Source organism: Pelagibacterium luteolum, from assembly GCF_900100665.1.
Classification (GTDB): domain Bacteria; phylum Pseudomonadota; class Alphaproteobacteria; order Rhizobiales; family Devosiaceae; genus Pelagibacterium; species Pelagibacterium luteolum.
The window spans coordinates 42,442-61,895 of sequence record NZ_FNCS01000002.1 but is presented as its reverse complement, the minus strand read 5'-3'; the positions used below and the strand labels follow the sequence as shown (position 1 = coordinate 61,895).

The 19,454-nt window shown below is 62.8% G+C and carries 15 protein-coding genes; 6 read left to right on the top strand and 9 right to left on the bottom strand.

The window, feature by feature from the left end:
* Positions 1-98: 98 nt before the first annotated feature.
* The 7 genes from cobM to cobF form a co-directional block, all read right to left on the bottom strand.
* A complete protein-coding gene (gene cobM, locus BLR31_RS04240) occupies positions 99-857 on the bottom strand; it encodes a precorrin-4 C(11)-methyltransferase (protein WP_090592365.1) in 759 nt (252 codons plus the stop codon).
* On the bottom strand, positions 854-2,065 hold the full coding sequence (gene cbiE, locus BLR31_RS04235) for a precorrin-6y C5,15-methyltransferase (decarboxylating) subunit CbiE (protein WP_090592361.1): 1,212 nt from the start codon (positions 2,063-2,065) through the stop codon (positions 854-856). Before cbiE ends, cobM begins: the two co-directional genes overlap by 4 nt.
* A complete protein-coding gene (locus BLR31_RS04230; RefSeq protein ID WP_090593628.1) occupies positions 2,058-2,825 on the bottom strand; it encodes a precorrin-3B C(17)-methyltransferase in 768 nt (255 codons plus the stop codon). The genes cbiE and BLR31_RS04230 overlap by 8 nt, the downstream gene beginning before the upstream one ends.
* A complete protein-coding gene (locus tag BLR31_RS04225; RefSeq protein ID WP_090592357.1) occupies positions 2,822-3,547 on the bottom strand; it encodes a precorrin-2 C(20)-methyltransferase in 726 nt (241 codons plus the stop codon). The genes BLR31_RS04230 and BLR31_RS04225 overlap by 4 nt, the downstream gene beginning before the upstream one ends.
* The gene (locus BLR31_RS04220; RefSeq protein WP_090592352.1) at positions 3,544-4,176 is read right to left on the bottom strand and encodes a precorrin-8X methylmutase; all 633 of its coding nucleotides are present in this window, start codon (positions 4,174-4,176) and stop codon (positions 3,544-3,546) included. The genes BLR31_RS04225 and BLR31_RS04220 overlap by 4 nt, the downstream gene beginning before the upstream one ends.
* On the bottom strand, positions 4,173-5,444 hold the full coding sequence (locus tag BLR31_RS04215; protein WP_090592347.1) for a hypothetical protein: 1,272 nt from the start codon (positions 5,442-5,444) through the stop codon (positions 4,173-4,175). The genes BLR31_RS04220 and BLR31_RS04215 overlap by 4 nt, the downstream gene beginning before the upstream one ends.
* A gap of 145 nt (positions 5,445-5,589) precedes the next feature.
* Entirely contained in the window at positions 5,590-6,336 is a 747-nt protein-coding gene (gene cobF, locus BLR31_RS04210; RefSeq protein ID WP_090592344.1) for a precorrin-6A synthase (deacetylating), read from the bottom strand.
* A gap of 195 nt (positions 6,337-6,531) precedes the next feature.
* On the opposite strand from cobF, the gene nspC reads away from it, so the two are divergent.
* From nspC to BLR31_RS04195, 3 genes are all read left to right on the top strand, one after another.
* Positions 6,532-7,686: a carboxynorspermidine decarboxylase gene (gene nspC / locus BLR31_RS04205; protein WP_090592340.1), complete on the top strand. Its 1,155-nt coding sequence runs from the start codon at positions 6,532-6,534 to the stop codon at positions 7,684-7,686.
* Between the two features lie 72 nt (positions 7,687-7,758).
* Positions 7,759-9,048 carry a saccharopine dehydrogenase family protein gene (locus tag BLR31_RS04200; RefSeq protein WP_090592336.1) on the top strand — a complete coding sequence of 430 codons (1,290 nt, stop codon included), beginning with the start codon at positions 7,759-7,761 and terminating at the stop codon, positions 9,046-9,048.
* Positions 9,049-9,138: 90 nt separating this feature from the next.
* Positions 9,139-9,924 (top strand): IclR family transcriptional regulator, encoded by a 786-nt coding sequence (locus BLR31_RS04195; RefSeq protein ID WP_244504940.1) that lies wholly within the window; start codon positions 9,139-9,141, stop codon positions 9,922-9,924.
* Positions 9,925-10,122: 198 nt separating this feature from the next.
* Here the strand turns inward: BLR31_RS04195 and ggt are convergent, their stop codons facing one another.
* Positions 10,123-11,853, bottom strand: a complete 1,731-nt coding sequence (gene ggt / locus BLR31_RS04190; protein ID WP_090593626.1) for a gamma-glutamyltransferase — start codon at positions 11,851-11,853, stop codon at positions 10,123-10,125.
* Positions 11,854-12,116: 263 nt separating this feature from the next.
* On the opposite strand from ggt, the gene BLR31_RS04185 reads away from it, so the two are divergent.
* Complete coding sequence (locus BLR31_RS04185; RefSeq protein WP_090593623.1) at positions 12,117-13,610, top strand: MDR family MFS transporter; 1,494 nt, start codon at positions 12,117-12,119, stop codon at positions 13,608-13,610.
* Between the two features lie 448 nt (positions 13,611-14,058).
* Here BLR31_RS04185 and BLR31_RS04180 read toward each other — a convergent pair whose 3' ends face one another.
* A complete protein-coding gene (locus tag BLR31_RS04180; RefSeq protein ID WP_090593620.1) occupies positions 14,059-15,213 on the bottom strand; it encodes an alpha-hydroxy acid oxidase in 1,155 nt (384 codons plus the stop codon).
* Between the two features lie 218 nt (positions 15,214-15,431).
* Here BLR31_RS04180 and treZ point away from each other — a divergent pair, with 218 nt between their 5' ends.
* Together treZ and treY are read left to right on the top strand one after the other, a co-directional pair.
* Positions 15,432-17,153 (top strand): malto-oligosyltrehalose trehalohydrolase, encoded by a 1,722-nt coding sequence (gene treZ / locus BLR31_RS04175; RefSeq protein WP_090592328.1) that lies wholly within the window; start codon positions 15,432-15,434, stop codon positions 17,151-17,153.
* Positions 17,150-19,411, top strand: coding sequence for a malto-oligosyltrehalose synthase (gene treY / locus BLR31_RS04170; protein WP_090592324.1), 2,262 nt, complete (start codon positions 17,150-17,152; stop codon positions 19,409-19,411). The genes treZ and treY overlap by 4 nt, the downstream gene beginning before the upstream one ends.
* Positions 19,412-19,454: the final 43 nt, after the last annotated feature.

The following is a 19,454-nucleotide window of genomic DNA, read 5'->3' as shown; positions in this document are numbered from 1 at the left end:
CAACGACGTTGAGATCAGGGTGCTTGAGGGTGCGTTGAGCCTCAATACGCGCGACGGCTCGGAAGGTGCACCAGCGGTCTTATACCGCCGTATGAGACCTAAGCCTTCCCCCGAAACCGCCGCTGATACTCCGAGTCATACAGCGCGCTGTTGCGGAACCCGTCCGCGTCCAGCGTCGGCCCCACGAATATGATCGCCGTCCTTTCGATCGGATCGCTCGCCAAAAGCCCGGCGATCGTCCCGAGCGTCCCGCGCACGATGCGCTCGCTGTCCCAGCTCGCCCACGCGACGACCGCCACGGGACAATCAGCCCCATAGAGCGGGGTCAAATCGGCCACGACCGTCTCGATCGCATGGATCGCCAAATGAATGGCAAGCGTCGACCCCGTCGCGCCGAACCCCGCCAGTGTCTCGCCCGCTGGCATCGGCGACGCCCGCCCCGACACCCGCGTCAGGACTAGGCTTTGCGCCAGCCCCGGCTTGGTCAGTTCTTGCCCCAAGGCCGCTGCCGCCGCCGCAAAGGCCGGCACGCCCGGCGTGAGCGTATAGTCAATCCCCAGCCGCTCCAGCAACCGGATCTGCTCGGCCACTGCGCTCCACACCGACAGATCGCCCGAATGCAGCCGTGCAACATCCTGTCCCGCGTCCCGAGCCGCAACATACTCCGCCTCGATCTCGTCGAGCGACATCGGCGCCGTGTCGACCAATCTCGCGCTTTGCGGACACCAGTCCAGCATCGCCTTCGGCACGATCGAGCCCGCGTAAAGGCACACCGGACACCGCGCCAGAAGGTCCCGTCCGCGCACCGTAATCAGGTCCGCAGCCCCCGGACCGGCGCCGATGAAGTGGACCTTCATTTGACCCAAACCCATTGGGTGATTGGCATGGCCGGCTTCCACCCGCTCATCGTCCCCAGTGCTTCGGCGCGCGCAATCTGGATGCGCGTGAGGCTGCCGCCCATCTGCTGATGCAGCAGCGCAAGGAGCGCCTCCATCTCAAGCGTCACGGCATTGGCTACCAGCCGCCCACCGGGCTTCAGCGCCTCGATCGCGGCATCCACCACGCCGTCATCGGTCCCGCCGCCACCGATAAAAATGGCATCAGGCGATGCAAGCTTTTCCAGCGCATCGGGCGCCCGCCCGCGCTTGATCGTCAGCCCCGGCACGCCCAGCATCGCAGCGTTCTCGGCAATCCTGTCGATCCGCTCGGGCTCGTGCTCGATGGCGATGGCCGAAAGCGACGGGTCCATCAGCATCCATTCGATGCCGACCGACCCCGACCCCGCGCCAATGTCCCACAGCGTTTCCCCCCGCCGCGGCGCCAGCGCACCCAGCGTCAAGGCCCGCACTTCGCGCTTGGTGATCTGACCGTCATGGGCGAACCACTCGTCCGGCAGCCCAGGCGTCAGCGGCAAAACCAGCGCATCGGCATCGGCTCGCACGTCGATCGCCAGCACATTGAGCGGCGAAATGCCCTCGATATCGAAATCCGCGGCGTTCGTGTCCCGCAGCTTTTCGCGCGGCCCGCCTACGGCCTCAAGCACGGTCAACCCACTCGGCCCGAACCCCGACGCGTCAAGCAGCGCCGCGATTTCTTTTGGCCCGTTCTCGTCGGACGTCAGCGCCAGAATCTTTCGCCCCGGATGCAGATGCCGTCGCACCAGTTCGATGGGCCGCCCATGCAGCGACAGCACCGTTACGTCCTGCAACGCCCACCCCATCCGCGCTGCCGCAAGAGAGAACGACGAGGGGGAGGTGACGACAATCATCTCGCGGCCCGGTATCAACCGCGCCAGTGTCGCCCCGATCCCGTAATGGAATGGATCGCCGCTGGCCAGAACGCACACTTTCTTGCGCCCGCGCAGCCGCGCCACTTCCTCCACCGAAATCTCGATGGGGCTCTGCCACCGCCGCCGCTCGGCGAGGTTCATCCCACGGATCATGTCGAGATGACGCTGCCCGCCAAACACCACTTCGGCGTCTGCGATCCGCGCCTTGGTAAGGTCGGTCAGCCCGTCCAATCCATCCTCGCCGATCCCCACGATCGTCAGCCAGCGCTCAGTCATTTTGCCCCTCCCGCACATGGCGAAGCGTATAGGCCAAGAAAGGCCGATCCCGGCGGTCGATCACGCGCGTAAACCGGCTGCCAACTACCAGACATGTGGACATATTCGCGTCCTCCGCCACGGCTTCGCCCAGCGTCGTGATGTCGATTTTCTCGTTCTCGCGTCCCACCGAATGCCCGTAAATCACCGGAATCTCTTTGGGCAATATTTCACGCAAGATGTTGAAAGCCTTACCCAATTGCCAAGGCCGCGCTTTCGAGATCGGGTTGTAGATCGCAATCGCAAACTCCCCCTCCGCGGCCAGCCGCAACCGTTTTTCGATTGTTTCCCAAGGCTTTAGATTGTCCGACAGCGAGATCGTGCAAAAATCCCCACCCAGCGGCGCCCCGATTTTCGCGGCCAGCGCCAGCATGGCGGTAATCCCCGGCACCACCCGCAAATCCACCGATTTCCAAGCCTCCGGCCCCTCATCAATCGCCTCGCAAACAGCTGAGGCCATTGCGAAAATTCCCGGATCGCCTCCCGAAACCACGGCAACCGTCTTGCCCTCCGCCGCCAGCGTCAGCGCCGCGCTTGCCCGGTCCAGTTCCTCGCGATTATCCGATGGCACCGCGATCTGGTCATTCCTCAAATCCAGCCGCGCGACATAGGGCTTGTAGCCAAAGAAATGGCTCGCCGCCGCGATCGCCTCGCGCGCTTCCGGCGTCACCTGCCCCTCGTCGCCAGGCCCCAGCCCGATGACATAAAGCATCCCCGTCATGGCCGCCCCGCCCACCCGGGCACCAGCACCTGGCTGAAATAGGGGGCAGGGGCGTCGTCGCGCTCGGCCAGCGGCATGACGACGGCGTTTTGCATCGTGCCGCGCTCGACATAGATCGCGCCCGCCATCTTCCCCGCAGCTTCAAGTGCTTGCCGGATTTTCGGCAGGTTGCGCCCGACCTTCATGATCACCGCGCTATCGGTATTGGCCAATCGCTGCGCCAGCGCCTCGACATCCAGCGTGCCGGGGAGCACGGTGAAGATATCGTCCCCCTGCATCAGCGGCACGCCCGCCTGCGACCAGCACCCCGACAGCGACGTAATCCCCGGGATCACCTCAGTCTCATAGCGATCGGCCAGCCGAACATGGATATGCATGTACGAGCCATAAAAGAACGGATCGCCCTCCGACAGCACCGCCACCGTTCGCCCCGCATCGAGATGCTCCGCAATCTGGTGTGCCGACTCGTCGAAGAACCCGGCAATCTGGCTCTTGTACCCATGGTGGTGCCGGTGCATTTCGGTGGTCACCGGATAGGGCAGGGGCAGCTCGATCGCTGTCTCCGGCCAGTGCGTTGCAACGATCGCACGGGCATTGCCCGCCCTCCCGCGTTTGAGAAAATGCGCGATCACATCGGCATCGAGGATCGCCCGCACCGCCTTGAGCGTCAGCAGCTCCGGATCGCCCGGACCCGTCCCGACCCCGATCAGCCGCGCGCTCATATGCCGGGCCGTGCCAGCGCATTGAGCGCCGCCGCCGTCATGGCGCTGCCCCCAAGCCTGCCCTCGACGATGGCGAAAGGAACGCCGTAGGAATTTTCGCTAAGCGCCTGTTTTGACTCAGCCGCGCCGACAAACCCCACCGGCATCCCGATGATCGCCGCAGGCTTGGGCGCCCCGTCGCGCAACAGTTCGAGCAAGTGAAACAAGGCCGTTGGCGCATTGCCGATCGCCACCACAGCGCCTTCCATGCGCGGCAGCCAGATATGGATCGCCGCAGCAGAACGCGTATTGCCATGATCCTGCGCCAGATAGGGCGTCTCGGGATTATGGACCTCGCAGATCACTTCGTTATTCGCCGGCAACCGCGACCGCGTCACCCCGCGCGCTACCATTTCGGCATCGGTAAAAATCGGCTTGCCCCGTTCCAGCGCCGTCCGCGCCGCCGCAACGAACCCATCGGAAAACCGAAAGAACTGGGCTGCCTCCACCATCCCGCATGCATGGATCATCCGCACGGCGACATCGGCTTCCTCGGGCGAAAAGTGCGACAGATCGGCCTCGGCGCGAATCGTCGCAAAGGACTGCCGATAAATCTCCTGTCCGTCGCGGATATAGTCGTATGCGGTCATTGATGCCCCAGCCGGTCCAGCACGGAAAGCGTCGACTCGCCGGGCTGGCGAGTATCGCGGATTCGGCTGGCCAAAGAAACGATGGAGGTCTCAATAGCGTCCGGATCGAGCCTTGCAAACGGGTTTTCTGCCGCACCGCGATAAAGCCTCAGCGCGTTGCCATCGAGCATGATCCCCGGCCGCCCCGCATGCGGACACCCCTTGGCGCAAGTGGAAACGTGGATGTGAAACGACCCGTCGATCAAATCCGGGCCACCGGCATAAAGCGCCTGCGCCAATTCTGCCGCCTGGATCGCCCCGCCATCGTCGCGCTCAGCTCCCGAACAGATCGAAAGCCGCGCGCCCGTCACATCGGGCCGCGTCCAGAACCCGATGCCTGCCAGCGCCGGCGATAACGCCCGCAGCCCCGCAGCGGTTACGCCCAGCAGCACCAGCGTCCGGTCCGGCGCCGGGCGCGCTTCCGCGATGTCATGGGTATCCATCACCCGCGCGAGTTCCCGCAAATGCCACGCGCGCACCTGCCCGAACGGCAAGCCGACCCGCAGCGCCGGCGCCCCATCGGCAAGGCTCAGCGGCCCGATCATGTAACTCGCTGGCCGCACGCTCGTATGCTCCAAGGACGTCAGCCCCTTGATCGCCGTGGCCGCATCCTCGCTCCGCAAATCGCTGGCCCGAGCCCTTGGCCCCAGCGCCTGCACCATCGCAAGGATCGTCGCCACCGCATCGGGCACGGCCTCGGTCGCCAGCGCCCCCAGCGTGTCGCTCCCCAGCTCCAGCGCCCAACCTTCGCTGAGCGCGATCAGCCGGATGTCGGCCTTCAACCCGTCGAGCAGAACCTGCCCACCCGTGATGAGCACGATCGACAATTTCGGCGAAAGCGGCCCGGCCGCCAGCGCCGCATCGCAGACCGCACGCAGCGCGGCCGCCAGAGGACGAGGATCGACGCGGGCCTTGGGGTCCAGCCCTGCCAGCGGCGAAATCTCGATCGCCGGTGCTGGCTGCGGCGCGATTCCAGCATCGATGATCGCCGCCCGAAACGCGCCCGCGCTTCCTGCGGAGAGCCCGCGCACCTGCAGATTGCCCCGCGCCGTCACCTCGATCAACCCGTTCCCATGCCCGTCCGCAGCCTCGGCCAGCGCCAACACCTGATCCGGCGAAAGCCCTCCCTCCGGCCGGAACCGCGCCAACAGCCCATCGGCCACCGGCATCGGATCATCAAGAGTAGGGCAGGCGCCCCGGGGCGAGAGTTTTGCTGCAGAGTCGATCATGCCCGTCTCTTAGCAAGCCGAGACGCTATGAGATAGGAGTCACATCCCGTCGTGATTGGGTATTGGCCATCTGAAATAAGGGGGGCGCCGAGTCTAGTATGACGCCAGGGCGAGCGATCAGCCAAGAACCGTCACCCTTCGCCCTTCAACCCATCTTCCGCAACAGATAAATATCCATCACCCATCCATGCCGCGCCCGCGCCGCCTCTCGCGCTACGCTGATCTCCTCCCGGACCGCACCCAGCTTCCCCTCGATCAAAATCTCCATTTCCATCCCGACATACGCCGCCCAGTAGATATGCAAGTCGGGGTCCAGCGCCTCGTATGTCCGCTTGCCATCCAGCATAACCACAACCGTATCCGCCCCCTCCGGCCAACCCGCAGCCAACTGCCGCCCCGTCGTGATCGTCACCGGATTGCCGATGGTATTGAGCGGTATCGCAAACGCTGCCGTTAGCGCCTGGATAGCAGTGATGCCGGGAATGACCCTGACCTCAAAATCCATGCCGCCGCGACGCACGGCCTCCAATATCCGCAGCGTGCTGTCGTAGAGCCCCGGATCTCCCCAGACGAGCAGCGCGCCATTGCCATCTTCGGGCGCCTGCGAAAACATCTCCTCGTAGCGCCCGGCAATCTCATCGTGCCAGTCGCGCACCCGCTGGCCATAATCGACGACGCTATCGTCCCGTGACCCGATCGCGTATTCCACCATCCGCACATCGCGCGAAATATACCGCGCGCAAACCTCTCGCCGCACCGCCGCAAGCGCCGCCTTGTCCTCACCCTTTGTTGGAATGAACACAACGTCGGCCCGATTGAGCGCAGCGATGCCCTGCATGGTGATATGCTCGGGATTGCCCGTTCCGATGCCGATGACATAAAGCGTTTTCATACCCCGGCTTAAACCAAAGCCTTATCACGGCGTCACGAAATTTTTGCCGATGGGGTCTTGTGTGTGGCACACCCAATCGTTAGATGGGGTGTCTTCCGCGTTTCATCCGGCGCGGATTTTTTTATGGAGCGTTCCTAGAAAAAGTGGCTCCCACTTTTTCGGTTCGGGAACGCGACCGATAAAAATCGCTCTGCCATGCTCTCATCCTCATGCTCGAGGACCAAGGAGGTTCGATCGCAAGAATTGACGCTACAGACACCCTATTACCTGCTCGACAAATCGGTACTTCTCCGAAATCTGGAAAAAATATCGTATTTGCGTCAGACATCGGGCGTCAAATGCGTCCTTGCGCTCAAGGCCTTCGCCACATGGTCGGTGTTCGACCTGATGGCAGAGCACATGGATGGAACGACATCCTCATCGCTTTATGAAGTCAAACTCGGCCGCGAGAAATTCGGCGGCGAGACCCATGCTTATTCGGTAGCCTGGGCCGATCACGAGATCGACGAAGCGATCGCGGCCTGCGACAAGATCATCTTCAATTCGGTCAGCCAGTTCGAGCGCTACGCCCAAAAGGCAGAAGCGCAGAACAAGAAGATCGGGCTGCGCCTCAACCCCGGCATCTCCCACTCCCATTTCCTGCTCGCCGACCCGGCGCGCCCTTTTTCGCGCCTTGGCGAATGGGACATGGACCGCGTCACCCCGGTGCTCGATCGCATCTCGGGTGTGATGTTCCACTTCAACTGTGAGAACGACGAATACGAAAGCCTCGATACGCTGCTCAAGGCCATCGAGGAACGCTACGGCGAAATCCTTCATAAGCTGGAATGGGTTAGCCTCGGCGGCGGAATCCGTTTCACAAACGAGAACTACCCCATCGACACGCTGGCCAAGCGCCTGAAAGATATGAGCGAGCGCTACGGCATCCAGCTCTATCTCGAGCCCGGCGAGGCCTCGGTCACCAAATCGACCACCCTTGAGGTCACCGTCCTCGACACGGTGTTCAATGGCAAAAACGTTGCAATCGTTGACTCATCGACCGAAGCGCATATGCTCGATCTGCTGACCTACAGCGAATATACAAGCGTGGCCCCCAATACCGGGCCGCACACCTATATTGTCTGCGGCAAAACCTGTCTTGCCGGAGACATTTTTGGAGAGTTCCAGTTCGAACATGAACTCAAGGCTGGGGACCGCATCGCGTTCCTGGATGCCGGCGGGTATACCATGGTCAAGAAGAACTGGTTCAACGGGGTCCAGATGCCGTCTATCGCGGTACGTCACCTGGACGGACAGGTGGAACTCGTAAAAGAGTTCACGTTTGAGGACTACGCGCAAAGCCTGTCGTAACCTGGGGTGAGATCCCGATTTCGAACAGCGTGCGTAGCTTGGTTCAACCTCTGAAAAGGTGTTTCGTGAAAATTGAAAAAGAACGTTCTGATCATTGGTGCCGGAGGTGTGGCGCAGGTCGTCGCGCATAAGTGTGCGCAGAACAATGACGTGCTTGGCGATATCCATATCGCCTCCCGGACCGTCGACAAATGCCATGACATCGTCAAAAGCGTCCTCGATAAGAAGGCGCTGAAAAAGCCCGGTGTCATCGAAGCCCATCAGCTCGATGCCCTCGATATCGAGGCGACAAAAGCGCTGATTTCCCGGACGCGATCGCAGATCGTGATCAATGTGGGCTCATCCTTCATCAACATGAGCGTGCTCGAGGCGTGCATCCAGACGGGTGTGGCCTATATCGACACGGCCATCCATGAAGAGCCCGAAAAGATCTGCGAGACCCCGCCCTGGTACGGCAATTACGAGTGGAAGCGTCGTGAACGCTGCGAAAAGGCCGGCATCACCGCCGTGCTCGGCGCAGGGTTCGATCCCGGCGTGGTCAATGCCTATGCGGCTCTGGCTGTCGAAGAGTATTTCGACGAGGTCTCCTCGATCGACATCATCGACATCAACGCCGGCAGCCACGGAAAATACTTCGCCACGAACTTCGATCCGGAAATCAATTTCCGGGAATTCACCGGCGTCGTCTATTCCTGGCAGAACAGCCAGTGGCAGACCAACAAGATGTTCGAGGTTTCGCGCACCGACGATCTGCCGGTGGTGGGCGAGTTCACGTCCTATCTCTCGGGCCATGACGAGCTGCACTCGCTGTCGCGCAATCTGAACGTCCCCGACATCCGCTTCTGGATGGGGTTCGGCGAGCACTACATCAACGTCTTTACGGTCCTGCAGAGCCTCGGCCTGCTCTCCGAGCAGCCCGTGACCACCGCAGAGGGCCTCGAAGTCGTGCCGCTCAAAGTGGTGAAGGCCGTTTTGCCTGATCCGTCGTCGCTTGCCCCCAATTACGAGGGCAAGACCTGCATCGGCGATCTGGTCAAGGGCACCAAGGACGGTGAGGAGCGCGAGATCTTCATCTACAACGTGGCCGACCACAAGGAAGCCTTCGAGGAAGTCGGGAGCCAGGGCATTTCCTATACCGCCGGTGTTCCCGCCGTTGCCGCGGCGATGCTTATCGCCAGGGGCACCTGGGACGTACACAAGATGGTCAACATCGAAGAACTGCCTCCGCAGCCCTTCCTTGGCCTCTTGAACCAGATGGGCCTGCAAACCTCGATCCGCGATGAAAACGGCGACCGCGACCTATCCTTCGACGACTGGGTACCAACCCCCGTCGCCGCGACCCGGATGGCATCAAAGCGCTGATCGATACCGCTTGATGAATAAAGACCGCCCGTGCCAGTGATGGCGCGGGCGGTTCGTTTTGGGGATTGCGCGGTGTACGGAGGGATGGCGATGACCGGACAGGAAAAGCGCAGCGGCACTGTTCAATCGGTCGAGCGCGCCATGGCAATCCTTGAAGCACTGGGTGAGGACGAGGACGGCTTTCGCCTCACCGACCTCGCAAAGCGCACCGGCCTCTCCGTCTCCACCGTCCATCGCCTGCTCACCACGCTTGAACAGCGCCGCTTCGTCCAGTTCGATCGTTCCGATGGCATGTGGCACATCGGGCGCGGTGCTTTCACCATTGGTTCGGCCTTCGTGCGCCAGCGCAATTTCGTCGCCCCAGCGCTGCCAATCCTGCGCCGCCTGCGTGACCAGTCCCGCGAAACCGCCAATCTCGGCGTCGTCGACGATGGTGAAGTCGTGGTGCTCACGCAGGTCGAAAGCCGCGAAATCATGCGCGCCATAACCCGCGTCGGGGGCAGGGCGCCCATGGCCAATTCGGGCATGGGCAAAGCCATCCTCGCCAGCTACGCCGATCCCGATATCGACGCAATCATCTCGGCTCGCGGCCTGCGCAAAGCCACCGAACACTCGATTACCTCACCATCGGCCCTGCGCGCGGACATCGCGGCGATCCGCCAGCGCGGTTATGCCATCGACGACGAGGAATACGTCCTCGGCCTGCGCTGCGTCGCGGCGGTGGTCCACAATGTCCAGGCCGAAGCCCTCTGCGCCATCTCCATCTCCGGCCTCTCTGTCCGCGTCACCAAAGACCGCCTCCACGGCCTTGGCGAACTCGTCGCCGAAGCCGCCAAGGAGTTGACCCTTTCCCTCGGCGGCACGCTGCCTGAATAATTCTCCGCCCTGGCAACAGTTCTTCCCACCAACCCCCGCGCAACAAAAAACCCTCTCCCTTCGGGGGAGAGGGTGGGCGGCAGCCCGGGGAGGGGGTATCGAGCGCTAGTGATGTCACCGCGCTCCACCCACCCTCCACTGTCATCCCGGGGTTAATCCCCGGGATCCAGCTTCAGTGTTCCCAAAGACACCAGCGCCTCAGTCACCCATCACGGTGCCTTCGCGCCGCTTATCGGCGGCCCCGACCAGCCCCTCATCGGTGATCGCAATCACATGCAGTCCCGAGTTGAGGTTGGTGATGTTGACCTCGTGGCCCAGCTCAGTCAGCCCGGCGGCCAGTTCCTCGGCCCCTTCGCCTTCCTCGACATTGGTTGCGCCGTTGAGGTTGGTCGAATGCGGCAGGTCGATCGCCTCCTGCGGGTCCATGCCCCAATCGAGCATCGAAACCAGCGACAGCGCCGTATAGTGGATGATCGCCGCGCCGCCCGGGCTACCGGTCAGCAACACCGGTGCGCCATTTTCGAGAACAATGGTGGGCGCCATCGACGACCGCGGCCGCTTTTCCGGCTCGACACGGTTTGCGATGGGCACGCCATCGGCTTCCGGCGCAAACGAGAAGTCCGTCAACTCGTTGTTGAGCAGGAAGCCGCGCGTCATCACACGGCTACCGAACCCACTTTCGATCGTCGTGGTCGCCGAGATCATGTTGCCCTCGGCATCCACGATGACGAAATGCGAGGTGCCCGCACGCGGACGCTCGATATCGGACGCCAGCGAAGCCTCGTCCCACCCCGGTGGAACGCCCGGCGCTGCGGGACCCATCGACATATCGGGATCGATCAACGCACTACGCTCGGTCAGGTACGCCTCATCGAGATAGCCTTCGGGAATCTCCACGAAATCGCTGTCGGCGAGGTAAAGCCCGCGATCGGCGAACGCCAGGCGCGAGGCTTCGGCGAACAGATGCCGGAACTCGACCCCGTCTTCCATGGAAGGAATGTCGAACGGCTCGAGAATCCCGAGAATCTGCCCCACCGTATAGGCGCCGGAAGATGGCGGCCCCATCCCGCACACTTCATAGCCACGATAATCGGCACACACCGGATCGCGCAGTTCCACGGTATAGGCCCCAAAATCCTCCATGGTGAGGATGCCGGGATTGATGTTGGTCTGAAGTGCCGCAACGATGTCCTCGGCGATCTCGCCGGTATAGAACGGCGCCGCGCCCTCTGCCGCAAACAGCGCCAGTGTATCGGCATACTCCTGGTTGGTCAGCGTCGAGCCTTCCGCGATCGGCTCGCCGCCCGGCAGAAAATACTCCGACGTGGTAACGAATGCATCGAGCCCTTCGGCCGCTTCCACCGAATCCGCCATGCGCTGGCTGACGGTAAATCCTTCGGTCGCCGTATCGATGGCCGGCCGCAGCAATTCCGCCCACTCCATCGACCCATGATCCGCATGCAGCCGTTCAAGCAGCATCGGCGTGCCCGGCACACCGGCGGACCGTCCACCAACGACGGCCTCCATGAACGCCATCGGCTCGCCGTTCTCATCGAGCCAATAGTCGCCGTCAGCCGCCATTGGCGCTTTTTCGCGCGCGTCATAGGTCGAAAGCGCGCCGGCTTCGGCGTCCCAGTAAACAAGGAATGCGCCCCCGCCGAGACCCGAGCTTTGGGGCTCGACCAGCCCCAGCATCGTCTGCACGGCCACCGCCGCATCCGCCGCCGAACCACCGGCGGCGAGAACATCGTAACCGGCCTGTGTGGCCAGCGGGTGGGCGGACGCCACCATGAAATCCTCTGCGGTCACGGATTCGTTATCGGCAATCGCTGTCGTATCTTCGGGTTGGGGAACGTCCTGTGCCCAGACGGGAACCGACGACAGGAGTGCGGCGGAGAGCAAGGCTCCGCTTCTGCGTTTGAAATGCATGATCATCCTCATCCTTTGACATTGGCCGCAGCCCGACCCCCAGGGCGATGCGAAAGTTCTGGCGAAGTCTGGTCGGCCGAAGGGCCGACCCGGGCAGTGAAAGCCCATATCTTCTCTCGGGCAAGCGCAAATCGCACATGCCGCGCCCAGACACTCAAACTTTTCTACACCCATGGCTTGACTCTTTTGCCCAACAGGCAGAATGAACACGGCCCAATTCGCGTCCGCTGGAGCGGCGGATGCGCCATGACGCGAGTACCCTTATGTCCCCGACAGATGTGAACGGCGCCACCGCGCCTCAAACGCCTATGGGCGAGCCCGACATGACGGCCCGCAACCGGCTGGTCATCGGCCTCTTGCTGGTGTCCGCCTTCGTTGTGATCCTCAACGAAACCATCATGAGCGTGGCCATCCCGCACCTGATGACCGACCTCGGCATCACGGCCAGTTCGGCCCAGTGGCTCACCTCGGCGTTCATGCTCACCATGGCCGTGGTCATCCCCATCACCGGCTATCTGCTGCAACGCCTCAACACGCGCCCAGTGTTCATACTGGCCATGTCGCTGTTTACCGCAGGCACACTCATTTCGGGCACCGCGCCCGGATTTGAAATTCTTCTCGTCGGTCGCATCGTCCAGGCCTGCGGCACCGCGATCATGATGCCGCTGCTCATGACAACGGTCATGAACCTCGTCCCGGCGCAATCGCGTGGTCGCACCATGGGCAACATTTCGATCGTCATTTCCGTTGCCCCCGCGCTCGGCCCGACCATTGGCGGGTTCATCCTCGAGCATTTCGAATGGCGCTGGATGTTCTATCTCGTCCTGCCCATCGCCATTGGCGCGCTCGCGCTTGGCGCAGCCAAGATTCAGAACGTCACGACACCATCCAAGGCGCCGTTCGATCCGCTCTCGGTCGTTCTTGCCGCCCTCGGCTTTGGCGGTCTCGTTTATGGTCTGTCGAGTCTCGGTGGCGATACCTCGCACGGGGCAGGGCCGTCGATCTTCCCGGCGTGGCTGCCCGTCGCTGTCGGTGTCATCGGCCTCGGACTGTTCGTCGCCCGCCAGTTCGCGCTGCAAAAGCGCGATGCAGCGCTGCTCGACCTGCGCACCTTCGCTACGCCGCTCTTTACGATCTGCGTTGTGATGATGGCCATTTCGATGATGGCCATGTTCGGTTCGCTGATCCTACTGCCGATCTACATGCAGAACGTTCTGGGCCTCGATGCGTCTCAGACGGGCCTCATGCTGCTTCCCGGCGGCCTCGTCATGGGCCTGATGGCGCCGTTCGTCGGTCGCCTGTTCGATAAGTTCGGACCGACGGTGCTGATCGTGCCCGGCTCGATTCTGGTCAGCGGCGTTCTCTGGACAATGACGACCCTCGATCAGTTCACGGCAATCCCGTTCCTGCTCTCGCTGCACGTCGTGCTGAGCATAGGCCTTGCGCTGATGTTCACGCCGCTCTTCACCTCGAGCCTTGGGTCGCTGACGCCGAAATTCTATTCGCACGGCAGCGCGGTGATCGGCACGGTGCAGCAGGTTGCGGGCGCGGCTGGCATCGCCCTGTTCGTCTCGCTGATGACCCTGCGCACCACCGAACTGGTCGCCGATGGCGCGGAACTCGTCCCCGCCACCTCACAAGGCATCCAGCTTGCCTTCCTCTGCGGCGCGATCATCTCGCTCTTCGCGGTCCTCGCGGCCTTCTTCATCCGCCGCCCGCCGCAACCCGTCGCCGCCACCCCGGTTCCGGGCCACTAAGCGACAAAAGGGCGCCCCACGGCGCCCTTTTTCATTTCGTCTCCCGGCACGAGCCACATTGGCTCTTGCTAGGTATCGATCACCGCCAGTGCGACCCACACCGCGCCACCACCCCACCAACCGTCATCTCTCCGGTCACTCCCGAGGATGACGACCTTTGAGGCTATCGCCCATTCGTCAGGTCACCGCACCCGTCATCCCGGCCTTGCGCCGGGACCCAGTATGCTCCGCGCCCGATATTGTCCCCGTGCCCTCCCGCCCCGCCGAACATACTGGATCCCAGGTCTCCGCACGTGATGACAGCGGTGGGTTTCGGTGAGCGGAGGGGCTTAACCAACGAAGGAGTTCCGCCAGCGCAAAGGGGCTTCCCACAGCGCCCACCCACCTCCAACCGTCATCCTCGGGCTTGACCCGAGGACCCAGCAGAACCCGCCACACACACCAGCCTCTATCCCTTGAACACGTCCGGGTTCACCAGATTGTGCCGCCCAGCATTGCGGATATCGCGCTCGCCGCAAAACGCCATGGTCAGATCGAGCTCTTTGCGGATGATATCGAGCGCGGTCTTCACACCAGCCTCTCCGCCCGCCGCCACGCCATAAAGCCATGGCCGCCCGATATAGACCCCCTTGGCCCCAAGGCACAGCGCCCGCATCACGTCCTGCCCCGAGCGGATGCCGCCATCCATATGCACTTCGATCTTGTCGCCCACCGCTTCGACGATCGCCGGCAGCGCCGCCAGCGAGGAGGGCGCTCCGTCGAGCTGGCGCCCGCCATGATTGGACACGATCAGCGCATCGGCCCCCGACGCCGCCGCCATCCGCGCGTCTTCGGGGTCCATGATGCCCTTGAGGATCAGCTTGCCGCCCCAGCGCTCCTTGATCCACTCGATATCTTTCCAGCTCAATTGCGGGTCGAACTGCTCGGCTGTCCAGGACGACAGCGAAGACAGATCGCCCACCGATTTCGCGTGCCCCACGATGTTGCGGAACGTGTGCCGCTTGGTCTTGAGCATCGACAAACACCAGCGCGGCCGGCTAGCCAATTGCCAGAACGTGTTGAGATTGATCTTGGGCGGCGCCGAAAGCCCGTTGCGCAAATCCTTGTGCCGCTGCCCTAGAATCTGCAAATCGAGCGTCAGAACCAGCGCGGAACAACCGGCAGCCTTGGCCCTGTCGATCAAATTGTACATGAACTCCCGGTCCCGCATCACGTAGAGCTGGAACCAGAACGGCGCCCCGCCGGTCGCCTCCGACACGTCCTCGATCGAACAGATGCTCATCGTCGACAGCGTGAACGGTATCCCGAACGCCCGCGCAGCCCTGGCGCCCAGCATTTCCCCGTCCGGGTGCTGCATGCCGCCGAACCCGGTCGGCGCGATCGCCACGGGCATCGACACCTCATCCCCAACCATGGTTGATTTCAGCGATCGGTTGGTCATGTCCACAGCCACCCGCTGCCGGAACAGGACTTTATGAAAATCCTCCTCGTTGGACCGATACGTCCCCTCGGTCCACGATCCGGAATCGGCATAGTCGAAGAACATGCGCGGCACGCGCCGCTGCGCCTGTGCCTTGAGATCGGCAATCGTATAAGCGTTCATAACACCCTCCCGCCAGCGCGCCGCATACCCGGCCGCGAGGCTCGGCTCGGCCAGAGCTGGCATCATAGCTGCATAATCGAGCATGGGTCCTATGTCAGCCCCCGGCACCGCCGCGAGCCCATAGCTGCAAACAATTCGTCATAAACATCAGGAACGCCAATTAAAGCCCGGCGTTAGGTCGTCTCGACGATCAACAGCGCGGGCAGGGGCTCCCCATAATGACGAGTGAAAACTTCTGGCGCGCACGGCCCGACGGCAATGGCCAGTGGGCAATTTCGACCTGGGCGCCTGACGCCAAAGTCGTGGCCGTTGAGATCGACGGATCCGCCCACCCTCTCCAGCCCAATGTCGAAGGCTTCTGGTCTGGAACGATCGCGGCCCCGGCAGGCGCCGCCTACACCTTTGTTATCGACGGCCAGAAATTCCCCGATCCCGCCAGCCACCAGCAAGAGTCGGACGTCCACGGCCCCTCGCGCCTCACCGATCCCGCCTACCAATGGTCATCGGAGTGGCCCGGCCGCCCATGGCACGAAGCCGTCATCTACGAACTTCATATCGGCACCTTCACGCCTGAAGGCACTTTCGCGTCCGCCGCCGAAAAAATGAGCCACCTTGCCGAACTCGGCTTCACAGCTATCGAGATCATGCCCATCGGCCAATGGTCCGGCGCGCGCGGCTGGGGCTACGACGGCGTCCTGCCCTATGCCCCGCACCCCGCCTACGGCACCCCCGACGATCTGCGCCAGCTTATCGAGGCCGCCCAGTCCGCGGGCCTCATGGTCATCCTCGATCTGGTCATGAACCATTTCGGCCCAGACGGAGCTTATATTCACCAGACAGCCCCAAAATTCTTCGACGAAAAGGCCCACACCCCTTGGGGTGCCGCCATCGACTTCGATCAGCCCGCAGTCCGCCGCTACTGGATCGATTGCGCTCTTATGTGGCTCACCGATTACCGCCTCGACGGCCTGCGTCTTGATGCTGTCCACCAGATCAAGGGGCCAGGCGCCGACCGCTTCTTTGCCGATTTCGGCCAAGCCGTAGCCGATCTCGATCTCGGCCGCCCTCTCCACCTCATTGTCGAGGATGAGGGTAACGAGCCGGGCTTGCGCGAATCCGGCCTTTATACCGCCACCTGGAACGATGATTTCCACCACGCCATCCACACCGCCCTCACCGGCGAGAGCCAGGACTACTATGCTCCCTTCGCCGTCGAGCCAGTCGGCGATATCGCCCGCGCTCTCGAACGCGGCCATGTGGAGGAGGGCCAGTTCCGCCCAGGGCGCGATGAACCGCGCGGCCAAAGCTGCGCCCATTTGCCCTTCACCAGCTTCGTCAATTCCACGCAAACCCACGACCAGATCGGCAACCGCGCCCATGGCGATCGCTTGCTGACCCTCGCCGATGCCGAGGGCGTCAAAACCGCTTATGCTTTGCTGCTCCTCAGCCCCTTCATCCCCATGGTCTTTATGGGCGAAGAGCGCGGCGCCACATCGCCGTTCCTGTTCTTCGCCGACTACGAGGGCGAGCTGGCCGAGGCCGTGCGAAAGGGCAGGGCGGCCGAGTTCGCAGGCATCGCCGCTCTGGGCGATGGTGTCCCTGATCCGATCGCGGAACAGACCTTTACCGATTCAAAGATCGACTGGTCCGAGACTGGGAGCGCCCGCGAATGGCTCGACCTCACCCGCGCCGCACTCACCTTCCGTAACGCCTATGTGGCCCCGCTCATCGCCACTGAGCGCGCCGGAGATCCCATCATCCGCCGCACCGCCGAAAAGGCGCTCACGGCCCACTGGACCTACGAAGCGGGCGAACTCGTCATCCACCTCAATTTCGGCGACGTCGGCGACCATCCACCGATGGATCGCGACCCCGACTTTTCCCTCTTCGACATAACGCGCGACACATTCGCCATCGCCGCCTGGAGCCACAGCGCATGACTACGCCCCCCATCGCCACCTATCGCATCCAGCTCCGCGAGGGTGTCGACTTTGCCGAGATCGAACGCCGCATCCCCTATCTGGCCGATCTTGGCATCTCCCATCTCTATCTCTCGCCGATTTTCACGGCCACCACCGGCTCCACCCATGGCTATGATGCCATCGACCCGACCGAGATCGATCCCGCCCTGGGCGGCCGACAAGCGTTCGAGAGCCTGTCCGATGCCGCACACGGTGCCGGCCTGGGCATAATCCTCGATATCGTCCCCAACCACACGGCGTTTTCGCTCGAAAACCCATGGCTGCGCGAAGTCCTTATCGAGGGCCCGTCCAGCCGCTACGCCCCCCATTTCGATATCGATTGGCAGGCCGGTCCGCTGGTCCTGCCCATCCTCCCCGAACCGTTCGAAAAGATGCTCGCCGAGGACAAATTCACCGTCGAAGACGATCATCTCGTCTTTGACGAAACCCGCGTGCCGCTCGGCAAGGGCACTGGCCTTGATGGCACCGGCGCCCGCGCCATCCGCCGTCTGCACGAAACCCAATATTGGCGCCTCCGCCATTGGGAGGCCGAGCGCGATTCCATCACCCATCGCCGCTTTTTCAACGTCACGGGCCTCATCGGCATGCGCGTCGAGGACGAAAAGGTCTTTGACGATACCCATGCCCTGATCATCGATCTGGTCAAATCCGGTCAAGTCGATGCCCTCCGCGTCGATCACATCGATGGCCTTGCGGACCCCAAAACCTATCTCGACCGCCTCGCCACCGCGCTGCCCGGCACGCCCGTCTGGGTCGAAAAAATCCTCGTCGGCGAAGAAACCCTGCCATTCGCCTGGCAAACAGTGGGCACCACGGGCTACGAAGCCGCGCGCCTCATCGCCCGCATTCTCACGCCCGAAGATGGGGTGCGGCAGCTCGACACCCATTGGCGCGAAGCAACCGGCATCACCGAGAATTTCGATGCTGCCCTCCACATCGCAAAGCGCGACATCCTCGAAAACGAACTCGCCGCCGAACTCCACAAGCTTGTCGTGCTGGCCCATCAGGCCACCCGCAACTCGCCCATTGCCGAACCCGGGCCCGAGGCTCTGCGCGAAGCGCTTGTTGCACTTCTCTCGGCTACACCGCGCTATCGCACTTATATCGATGCCGACGGGACCAGCGCCGACGATAAGGCTGTCATCGCCAGAATGGCCGACACCGCCAAAACCGGTCTGCGCTCGGGCATTGTGGTCGATATCCTCGCCACGGCGCTGTCCGATCCCTATACGCCGGCCCGCCAGGCCCTCGCGATCCGCTTCCAGCAGGTCTCGGGCGCGCTTCTTGCCAAATCGCAAGAGGACACCGCAGGTTTCCGCTGGACGCGTTACCTCGCCGCCAATGAAGTTGGTGCCGAACCCGAACAGGCGTCGGTGACGGACGAAGAGGCTAACGCCTTTTTCGCCCAGCGCACCCCTTGGGACATGACGCTGACCTCGACCCACGACACCAAGCGCTCCGAAGATTCCCGCATGCGCCTTGTCGCCATAAGCCACGCGCCCGATGCCTTCGCCGCCCTTCACAATCAGGCGGTCCAGCTCCCCGCCGCCGAGGCTGTAGAGCCGAAATGGCGCTGGTACATCGCCCAGTCCGCCCTCGCGATCTGGGACGAGGCCGATGCCGACCGCACCCAGCGCCTCGATGCCCATATCCTCAAAGCCATGCGGGAGGCCAAGCAGTCCACCTTCTGGACCCATCCCAATTCACCGGTCGAAGTCGCCGCTATCGCCTTTGCCGATGCCCTCTGCGACACGTGGCGCGAAACCCGTCCGGCTGAACTCGATACGCTCATCGCCATTGGCGACGGCCTGATCTTCGCCCAGCTGATCCTCAAAGCGATCCTGCCCGGTTTTCCCGATTTCTATCGCGGGTCCGAGGCGATTTTCCTCGCCCTCACCGATCCCGACAACCGCCTGCCGGTCGATTGGTCGGCATTGGCCGAACTCCACGCCGACGAGGGACTATCATCTGATAAGGCGCGCCTCACCCATCTCTTGTTGCGCCTGCGTCGCGAGCATCCCGAATTCTTCGCCGCCGCGACCGCCGAACTCGACGTGACCGACGCGGGTTTCACCCTCATAAGATACATTGAAAACCGCGCGCTTATCGCCAGCTTCGGTCCTGCTCCCGAAGACGAAACCGATACGCTCTGGGCGCAAGACTTTGGCGGTAAAACCCTTTCTCTGGGTTGGCGCCAAAACGCCGCACCCCATTAGGTCAATTTTGACCGCAGCGCACCGGAACCGGCGCGTCAAAGCC

Bases quoted from the DNA above. Each gene is read 5' to 3' on its own strand.
- nspC (WP_090592340.1), top strand. From the start codon at position 6,532: ATGCTCTCATCCTCATGCTCGAGGACCAAGGAGGTTCGATCGCAAGAA.
- ggt (WP_090593626.1), bottom strand. From the start codon at position 11,853: ATGCATTTCAAACGCAGAAGCGGAGCCTTGCTCTCCGCCGCACTCCTG.
- cbiE (WP_090592361.1), bottom strand. From the start codon at position 2,065: ATGACTGAGCGCTGGCTGACGATCGTGGGGATCGGCGAGGATGGATTG.
- cobM (WP_090592365.1), bottom strand. From the start codon at position 857: ATGAAGGTCCACTTCATCGGCGCCGGTCCGGGGGCTGCGGACCTGATT.
- BLR31_RS04220 (WP_090592352.1), bottom strand. From the start codon at position 4,176: ATGACCGCATACGACTATATCCGCGACGGACAGGAGATTTATCGGCAG.
- BLR31_RS04185 (WP_090593623.1), top strand. From the start codon at position 12,117: ATGTCCCCGACAGATGTGAACGGCGCCACCGCGCCTCAAACGCCTATG.
- BLR31_RS04230 (WP_090593628.1), bottom strand. From the start codon at position 2,825: ATGACGGGGATGCTTTATGTCATCGGGCTGGGGCCTGGCGACGAGGGG.
- treY (WP_090592324.1), top strand. From the start codon at position 17,150: ATGACTACGCCCCCCATCGCCACCTATCGCATCCAGCTCCGCGAGGGT.
- treZ (WP_090592328.1), top strand. From the start codon at position 15,432: ATGACGAGTGAAAACTTCTGGCGCGCACGGCCCGACGGCAATGGCCAG.
- BLR31_RS04180 (WP_090593620.1), bottom strand. From the start codon at position 15,213: ATGAACGCTTATACGATTGCCGATCTCAAGGCACAGGCGCAGCGGCGC.
- BLR31_RS04225 (WP_090592357.1), bottom strand. From the start codon at position 3,547: ATGAGCGCGCGGCTGATCGGGGTCGGGACGGGTCCGGGCGATCCGGAG.
- cobF (WP_090592344.1), bottom strand. From the start codon at position 6,336: ATGAAAACGCTTTATGTCATCGGCATCGGAACGGGCAATCCCGAGCAT.
- BLR31_RS04195 (WP_244504940.1), top strand. From the start codon at position 9,139: ATGACCGGACAGGAAAAGCGCAGCGGCACTGTTCAATCGGTCGAGCGC.
- BLR31_RS04215 (WP_090592347.1), bottom strand. From the start codon at position 5,444: ATGATCGACTCTGCAGCAAAACTCTCGCCCCGGGGCGCCTGCCCTACT.